Origin of the sequence: Enterobacter sp. MGH 4 (genome assembly GCF_000534735.1) — a bacterium.
Taxonomy (GTDB): Bacteria; Pseudomonadota; Gammaproteobacteria; order Enterobacterales; family Enterobacteriaceae; genus Enterobacter; species Enterobacter intestinihominis.
The window spans coordinates 170,738-178,225 of the sequence record NZ_KI973294.1; the positions used below are offsets into that span (position 1 = coordinate 170,738).

7 protein-coding genes, 1 tRNA gene and 1 pseudogene are annotated in these 7,488 nt (G+C 55.5%); 4 read left to right on the forward strand and 5 right to left on the reverse strand.

All coding sequences use genetic code 11. From position 1 onward, the window contains the following. Positions 1 to 58 precede the first annotated feature (58 nt). The 4 genes and pseudogenes from emrR to L350_RS24755 all read left to right on the forward strand — a co-directional run. Positions 59 to 589 (forward strand): multidrug efflux transporter EmrAB transcriptional repressor EmrR, encoded by a 531-nt coding sequence (emrR, locus tag L350_RS07460; protein ID WP_017694792.1) that lies wholly within the window; start codon positions 59 to 61, stop codon positions 587 to 589. A 128-nt stretch (positions 590 to 717) separates the two neighbouring features. Further along, complete coding sequence (gene emrA / locus L350_RS07455; protein WP_022649133.1) at positions 718 to 1,890, forward strand: multidrug efflux MFS transporter periplasmic adaptor subunit EmrA; 1,173 nt, start codon at positions 718 to 720, stop codon at positions 1,888 to 1,890. A gap of 16 nt (positions 1,891 to 1,906) precedes the next feature. Beyond that, the gene (gene emrB, locus L350_RS07450; protein WP_022649134.1) at positions 1,907 to 3,454 is read left to right on the forward strand and encodes a multidrug efflux MFS transporter permease subunit EmrB; all 1,548 of its coding nucleotides are present in this window, start codon (positions 1,907 to 1,909) and stop codon (positions 3,452 to 3,454) included. A 229-nt stretch (positions 3,455 to 3,683) separates the two neighbouring features. Next, a pseudogene (locus L350_RS24755) lies at positions 3,684 to 3,827 on the forward strand (hypothetical protein); the annotation flags it as partial. Between the two features lie 61 nt (positions 3,828 to 3,888). Here L350_RS24755 and luxS read toward each other — a convergent pair. The 5 genes from luxS to L350_RS07425 form a co-directional block, all read right to left on the reverse strand. Next, positions 3,889 to 4,404, reverse strand: a complete 516-nt coding sequence (luxS, locus tag L350_RS07445; RefSeq protein ID WP_003862180.1) for an S-ribosylhomocysteine lyase — start codon at positions 4,402 to 4,404, stop codon at positions 3,889 to 3,891. A gap of 152 nt (positions 4,405 to 4,556) precedes the next feature. Further along, positions 4,557 to 6,101: a glutamate--cysteine ligase gene (gene gshA, locus L350_RS07440; RefSeq protein ID WP_022649137.1), complete on the reverse strand. Its 1,545-nt coding sequence runs from the start codon at positions 6,099 to 6,101 to the stop codon at positions 4,557 to 4,559. 83 nt (positions 6,102 to 6,184) lie between these two features. Beyond that, positions 6,185 to 6,613 (reverse strand): YqaA family protein, encoded by a 429-nt coding sequence (locus L350_RS07435; protein ID WP_017692791.1) that lies wholly within the window; start codon positions 6,611 to 6,613, stop codon positions 6,185 to 6,187. Further along, positions 6,610 to 7,176, reverse strand: coding sequence for a fructose-1-phosphate/6-phosphogluconate phosphatase (gene yqaB / locus L350_RS07430; protein WP_023306805.1), 567 nt, complete (start codon positions 7,174 to 7,176; stop codon positions 6,610 to 6,612). Before yqaB ends, L350_RS07435 begins: the two co-directional genes overlap by 4 nt. 126 nt (positions 7,177 to 7,302) lie before the next feature. Then, positions 7,303 to 7,379 (reverse strand) — tRNA-Arg (locus L350_RS07425). Positions 7,380 to 7,488 lie beyond the last annotated feature (109 nt).

A 7,488-nucleotide genomic window follows, 5' to 3' on the forward strand; every position in this document is an offset into this window, starting at 1 on the left:
TACATTATTTGTCACTATCGTTACTATATCGGCTGTAATTAATGAGGTTATGCCCAAAATGGATAGTTCGTTTACGCCCATTGAACAAATGCTTAAGTTCCGCGCCAGTCGTCATGAGGACTTCCCGTATCAGGAGATCCTGCTGACCCGCCTGTGCATGCACATGCAGGGTAAGCTGCTGGAAAATCGTAACAAGATGCTGAAAGCGCAAGGGATTAACGAGACGTTGTTTATGGCGTTGATTACGCTTGAGTCTCAGGAAAACCACAGCATTCAGCCGTCTGAACTGAGCTGCGCGCTGGGTTCATCCCGTACCAATGCAACCCGTATTGCTGATGAGCTGGAGAAGCGCGGCTGGATCGAGCGCCGTGAGAGCGATAACGATCGCCGCTGCCTGCATCTGCAACTGACCGAGAAAGGTCACGAATTCCTGCGCGAAGTGCTGCCACCGCAGCATAACTGCCTGCACCAGCTTTGGTCTGCCCTCAGCACCGCCGAGCGCGACCAGCTTGAGCACATTACTCGCAAGCTGCTCACCCGTCTGGACCAGATGGATGAAGATGGCGTCATTCTTGAGGCGCTGCGCTAACGCGACGATCCGCTCAACATTCCAGATTGCAAAAGAAAAACTGACAGGCCAGCACGTGAAACTGCTGGCCTTTCTGACAACAGGTCGGCTCAGCCGATGTGAAAATAAAAAGATCGTGGAGAACAACAATGAGCGCAAATGCGGAGAACACCCCCCCGCAGCAACCGGTCAACAAGAAGGGCAAACGTAAGAGCGCCCTTATTCTGCTGACCTTGCTCTTTATTATTATTGCCGTGGCATATGGGATCTATTGGTTTTTAGTCTTGCGTCATGTTGAAGAGACAGACGATGCATACGTGGCAGGGAATCAGGTTCAAATCATGGCGCAGGTGTCAGGCAGCGTGACGAAAGTCTGGGCTGACAACACCGACTTTGTGAAAAAAGGGGATGTGCTGGTCACGCTCGACCCGACCGACGCCCAACAGGCTTTTGAAAAAGCACAGACGGCGCTGGCCTCCAGCGTTCGCCAGACCCGCCAGCTGATGATCAACAGCAAACAGCTTCAGGCCAATATCGACGTGCAGAAAACGGCCCTGGCCCAGGCGCAGAGCGACCTCAAGCGTCGTGTTCCTCTCGGCACCGCCAACCTGATTGGCCGTGAAGAGTTGCAGCACGCCCGCGATGCGGTGGCGAGCGCACAGGCGCAGCTGGACGTGGCGATCCAACAGTACAACGCCAACCAGGCGATGGTGCTGGGCACCTCTCTGGAAAACCAGCCGGCGGTGAAACAGGCGGCGACCGAAGTGCGTAACGCATGGCTTGCCCTGCAACGTACCAAAATCGTCAGCCCGATGACCGGTTACGTTTCCCGTCGTTCCGTGCAGCCGGGTGCGCAAATTAGCACCACCACGCCGCTGATGGCGGTCGTTCCGGCGAACAACCTGTGGGTGGACGCAAACTTCAAAGAGACCCAGCTGGCGCATATGCGTATCGGCCAGACCGCAACCGTGGTCAGCGATATCTACGGTGATGACGTGAAGTACACCGGTAAAGTAGTCGGTCTGGACATGGGGACCGGCAGCGCGTTCAGCCTGCTGCCTGCACAGAACGCCACCGGCAACTGGATCAAAGTGGTACAGCGCTTGCCTGTACGTATCGAGCTGGATCCTAAGCAGCTGGCAGACCATCCGCTGCGAATTGGCCTTTCCACGCTGGTGACGGTCGATACCGCCAACCGCGACGGTCAGATCCTCGCAAGCCAGGTGCGCAGCACGCCAGCTTATGAAAGTAACGCCCGTGAAATTAGCCTCGATCCGGTCAATAAGCTGATCGATGACATCGTGAAGGCAAACGCCGGTTAAGCCGAAGGTGAGCGTTATGCAACAGCAAAAGCCGCAAAAACCGCTTGAGGGGGCGCAGCTGGTCATTATGACCATTGCGCTGTCGCTGGCGACATTCATGCAGGTGCTGGACTCCACCATCGCAAACGTGGCGATCCCTACGATCGCCGGGAACCTTGGCTCATCGCTGAGCCAGGGGACCTGGGTCATTACCTCATTCGGGGTGGCGAACGCCATCTCTATTCCCATCACCGGCTGGCTGGCGAAGCGCGTCGGTGAAGTGAAGCTGTTCCTCTGGTCGACGATCCTGTTCGTGCTGGCCTCCTGGGCTTGCGGCATGTCCAGCAGCCTGACGATGCTGATTTTCTTCCGCGTCATCCAGGGGATTGTCGCCGGGCCGTTGATTCCGCTGTCGCAGAGTTTACTGCTGAACAACTATCCGCCCGCCAAGCGCTCCATCGCGCTCGCGCTGTGGTCGATGACGGTGATTGTCGCCCCAATTTGCGGGCCAATCCTCGGCGGCTATATCAGCGATAACTATCACTGGGGCTGGATCTTCTTCATCAACGTACCCATCGGTGCGCTGGTGGTGCTGATGACGCTACAGTCTCTGCGTGGTCGCGAAACGCGGACCGAACAGCGGCGGATCGACGGCATCGGGCTGGCACTGCTGGTTGTCGGCATCGGCAGCCTGCAAATCATGCTCGACCGCGGCAAAGAGCTGGACTGGTTCGCCTCTACGGAAATCATCGTGCTGACGGTGGTCGCCGTGGTTGCCATTAGCTTCCTGATTGTCTGGGAGCTGACGGACGAAAATCCGATAGTCGACCTCTCGCTGTTTAAATCGCGAAACTTCACCATCGGCTGCCTCTGTATCAGCCTCGCCTATATGCTCTACTTCGGCGCGATTGTTCTGCTGCCGCAGCTGTTGCAGGAGGTGTACGGCTATACCGCAACCTGGGCGGGGCTGGCCTCCGCGCCGGTGGGGTTAATTCCGGTTCTGCTGTCGCCGATTATTGGCCGTTTCGCCCATAAGCTCGACATGCGCAGGCTGGTGACGTTCAGCTTCATCATGTACGCCGTGTGCTTCTACTGGCGCGCGTATACGTTTGAACCGGGAATGGACTTTGGCGCCTCCGCGTGGCCGCAGTTTATTCAGGGCTTTGCTGTGGCGTGCTTCTTTATGCCACTGACCACCATTACGCTTTCGGGCTTGCCGCCTGAGCGGATGGCGGCGGCATCGAGCCTGTCGAACTTCACCCGTACGCTGGCGGGCTCCATCGGGACATCGATCACCACCACGCTGTGGACCAACCGGGAAGCGATGCACCATGCCCAACTGACCGAAGCGGTGAACCCGTTCAACCCTAACGCTCAGCAGATGTATAGCCAGCTTGAGGGGATGGGGATGACGGAGCAGCAGGCGTCCGGCTGGCTTGCCCAGCAGATCACCAACCAGGGGCTGATTATCTCGGCAAACGAGATTTTCTGGATATCGGCGGGGATCTTCATCGTCCTGCTGGGGCTGGTGTGGTTTGCCAAACCACCGTTTGGTGCCGGTAGCGGGGGCGGTGGAGCGCACTAGCCCTGTGCACGGGTTGCCCGGTGGCGCTACGCTTACCGGGCCTACGAACGTAGGCCGGATAAGGCGTAGCCGCCATCCGGCAAAACACCGCACCGTGTCCAAAACGCGACAGCGATTGTCAGTTCCGATAAAGCAGCGCGCCTGAAATTGATTCACGAGAGTGAAAAGACAACAGGAGCGTACCATGCTGAACACACCCGCGCCACGCGCTGGCTCTCGACAGACTTACGTCGAAGTGAGCACGCCGAACGTCTATCTCGACCAGATCGAATATTTCTGCCACCACTTCAGCCGCCGCAGCGACGTCTGTATCAGCGTGCATCCGCAAAACGATCGCGATACCGGCGTCGCCAGCGCGGAGCTGGCCGTGGTTGTCGTCATCAGTATTGTAGGCCCGGTCAGCGAAGCGCCACCGGGCATCCACAGGCACAATACTAAATGTGCAGTTCCTGAAGTTTTTCTTTTGGCAGGGCCAGCTCGTCGTTGCTGTTTACACGAACATCACGTTCGATGATATGGCGGGCAATCTCCTGAGCTTCTTCCAGAGAGTGCATCTGGTAAGTACCGCACTGGTAAACGTTCAGCTCTGGGATCTGGTTCTGCTCTTTCACCTTCAGCACGTCTTCCATGGCCGCTTTCCACGCATCCGCGACGCGTTTCTCTTCAGGCTGACCAATCAGGCTCATGTAGAAACCGGTGCGGCAGCCCATCGGAGAGATATCGATGATCTCCACGCCGTTGCCGTTCAGGTGGTCGCGCATGAATCCGGCGAAAAGGTGTTCCAGCGTGTGAATGCCTTTCTCTGGCATCACTTCTTTATTCGGCACGCAGAAGCGCAGGTCGAAAACGGTGATCGTGTCGCCGTGCGGCGTGTTCATGGTCTTCGCCACGCGGACTGCTGGTGCTTCCATACGGGTATGGTCGACAGTAAAGCTATCTAATAACGGCATACGTCACCTCCGATAGTGATTTTTTTTAAAATAAACTGAACTCTTCTACAGAATGCGCGTCTGAGTATATGAAAGACGCGCATTTGTTATCATCATCCCTGAATTCAGAGATGTATATTTTGGCCACAGCGATGTGGCCTTTTTCTTTTGGTTCAGGCCTGCTTCGCCAGAAACGCCTCAAACGACTCCGTATCCGCCGCTTCGACCTCTTTCTGACGCACAACGGACGCATCGCGCTCTGCCACAAAATCCGCTTCGCTCAGGATCTCTAACGGCTCCTGCATCAGCATCTCACGGTACTCCGCTGAGAGTGAACGCCCTGTGCCACCAATTCCCTGTTCAATCATAGAACGCAGAATACGTGCTGAGAATGTCAGTTCCGGGTTATCGAAGCTTTCAACCAGTTCGTCGCAGACCTTCTGGTAAGCTTCGCCGCCGTACACGCTATCCAGCGTCTGGGCTACGCGCTTCAGGTCATGGAACAGATCCTTCCCTACCTTAGACAGTGGGAACTGGGCCGTTTCACAGCCAATACCTAACGTCAGACCCGGCTTGCGCCCTTCCAGAATCACGCGATTCCAGTTGGCACGAGTACACAGCAGTTCGTCGGAACTCATTTCCGGCGCATCCGCCAGTACGCACCAGACCATAAACAGGTCAAGGAAGCGAACCTGCTGCTCGTCAACGCCAATCGGTGAGAACGGGTTAATATCCAGTGAGCGCACTTCAATGTATTCGATCCCGCCGCGCTGTAGCGCATCAGACGGCGTTTCACCGCTGCGCGTCACGCGCTTCGGACGAATCGGCGCATACAGTTCATTTTCAATCTGCAATACGTTGGTGTTAATTTGCAGGCGCTTGCCGTCTTTTTCGAGGCCGATTTTTTCGTACTCTTCCGACGGGGTTTTTATCGCCCGCTTCAGGCCTGCCACATATTCGTGCAGATCGTTAAACGTAATTCCGAGATTGCTTTGCGACTTATTGGTATAGCCAAGGTCGCTCAGGCGCAGCGAGGTCGCGTACGGCAGATAGTACATGCCACACTCAGTCTTCTCGAACGGCAGTGTGGTCGGTTTCCCTTGCAGGAACGATGAACAGATAGCCGGGGACGCGCCGAACAGATACGGAATAACCCAGCCAAAACGGTAGTAGTTGCGGATCAGGCGGAAGTAGCCCGCGGAGATCGCTTCTTTATCCGTTTCACCGCACTTCGCCTGCCAGAACGCCATCGGCAGAGAGAAATTGTAGTGCACGCCAGAGATCGTCTGCATCAGTGCGCCGTAGCGGTTTTTCAGTCCTTCGCGATACAGCGTTTTCAGCCGTCCAATATTTGAGGTGCCGTACTGAGCCAGCTCGATATCCTGCCCCTGCTCGATATAGCACGGCATGCTGAGCGGCCACATACGCTCGTCGCCGAGGTTGCGGGCGGTGAAGCGATGCACGTCGCGCATGATCGTCAGCATATGATCAATATCACCGTCTACTGGCGTAATGAACTCCAGCAGCGCTTCGGCGAAATCGGTTGTGATCCATTTATGTGTCAGCGCCGAGCCTAACGCCTTCGGGTGTCCCGTAGTCGCTAAGCTACCATCCGCATTTACGCGCAGCGTTTCGCGCTCAAGCCCACGCTGAATCCCCTTCAGTGCCTGAGGGTGATTTTCCAGCCAGGCCAGCGCCTGTGATACGTCCGGGATCAATTTGACCTCCCGCCTGTCAAAAAATTGTCACTCAGCATAATTGTAATGGTTGACGATTGAAGGTCGCGAATTCATTCCACCAATTAGTGCCACCACGTCATACCCTGTAGTGTTACCCATGCCAGTAAAACATAGCGTAACGCCTTGCCAAGGCACAAAAAAAAGAGCACTGGTCCCCAGGAGATGCGCATCCATCCCGCCAGCAGACACAGTAAATCGCCTATTACAGGCATCCAGCTTAATAACAGCGTGGCAGCGCCATAGCGTTTTAGCCAGCCCACTGCCTTTTCCTGCCAGCGAGATTTTTCGCGTAGCGGAAAGAAACGTCCAAGAATAACGTTAGTCAGCCCTCCAAGGCTATTACCCATTGTTGCTATTAAGACCAGCAACCAGGGCTGACTCACGCCGGACAACAGCATCGCCACCAGCACCACTTCCGAATTCCCCGGTAAGAGGGTGGAGCTTAAAAAACTGCTGGCGAATAATGAAGCGAGTGACAGCGCGTCACTCACAGTAAGCGAACATCCACCGCCGCCATTCCGGCATCACGCGCGGCCTGAATGCCAAAATCAGCATCCTCAAACACCACGCATTTTGCAGGTGGTACACCCATTAATTCTGCACAGCGCAGGAAGGTATCCGGTGCGGGTTTGTGATGTTTAACATGATCGGCGGCAACGACGGCAGAAAAATAGTGGCGCAGGCCAAGGTGTTTGAGTAGCGCTTCAGCAATCGCGCTCTCGCTGCCCGTACCGACAGACATAGGACGAAGGCCGTGCCACTCCTTGACGACGTCAATGAGTGGTAAAGGCTGCACGGTGTCTAACAGTATGGCTTTTACCGCGTCGGTTTTTTCACGCGCGAGCTGGTGCGGGTCGAGATCGGCCTGATTCAGCTCAATCACGGCCTGTGCGATACGCCAGGTGGGCGATCCGTTGAGGGCAATCATCGCCTGTAAATCGAAGCGCATACCGTAACGGCCCAGGACTTCGGTCCAGGCCTGACGATGCGTGGGTTCGGTATCCAGGAGGGTGCCGTCCATGTCGAAGATCAAACCGTCATACTGTGCGTACATCGTGCTCTCGCTAAACGATTAACAAAGCATTACTTTATCGTAAAAGGGGATTTTTGTCGCTGATTGCGAAGTGATAACAATGAGAGTGATTAAGAACTAAACATCGAAGGGGATCACAAGAAGAGATGGTGCATCCGGGAGGATTCGAACCTCCGACCGCTCGGTTCGTAGCCGAGTACTCTATCCAGCTGAGCTACGGATGCATCGGGATTTACTGCTGTACTTCTCGATACTCATATCACTTCAAAAGCAATATGAAGTAAAAAATGGTGCATCCGGGAGGATTCGAACCTCCGACCGCTCGGTTCGTAG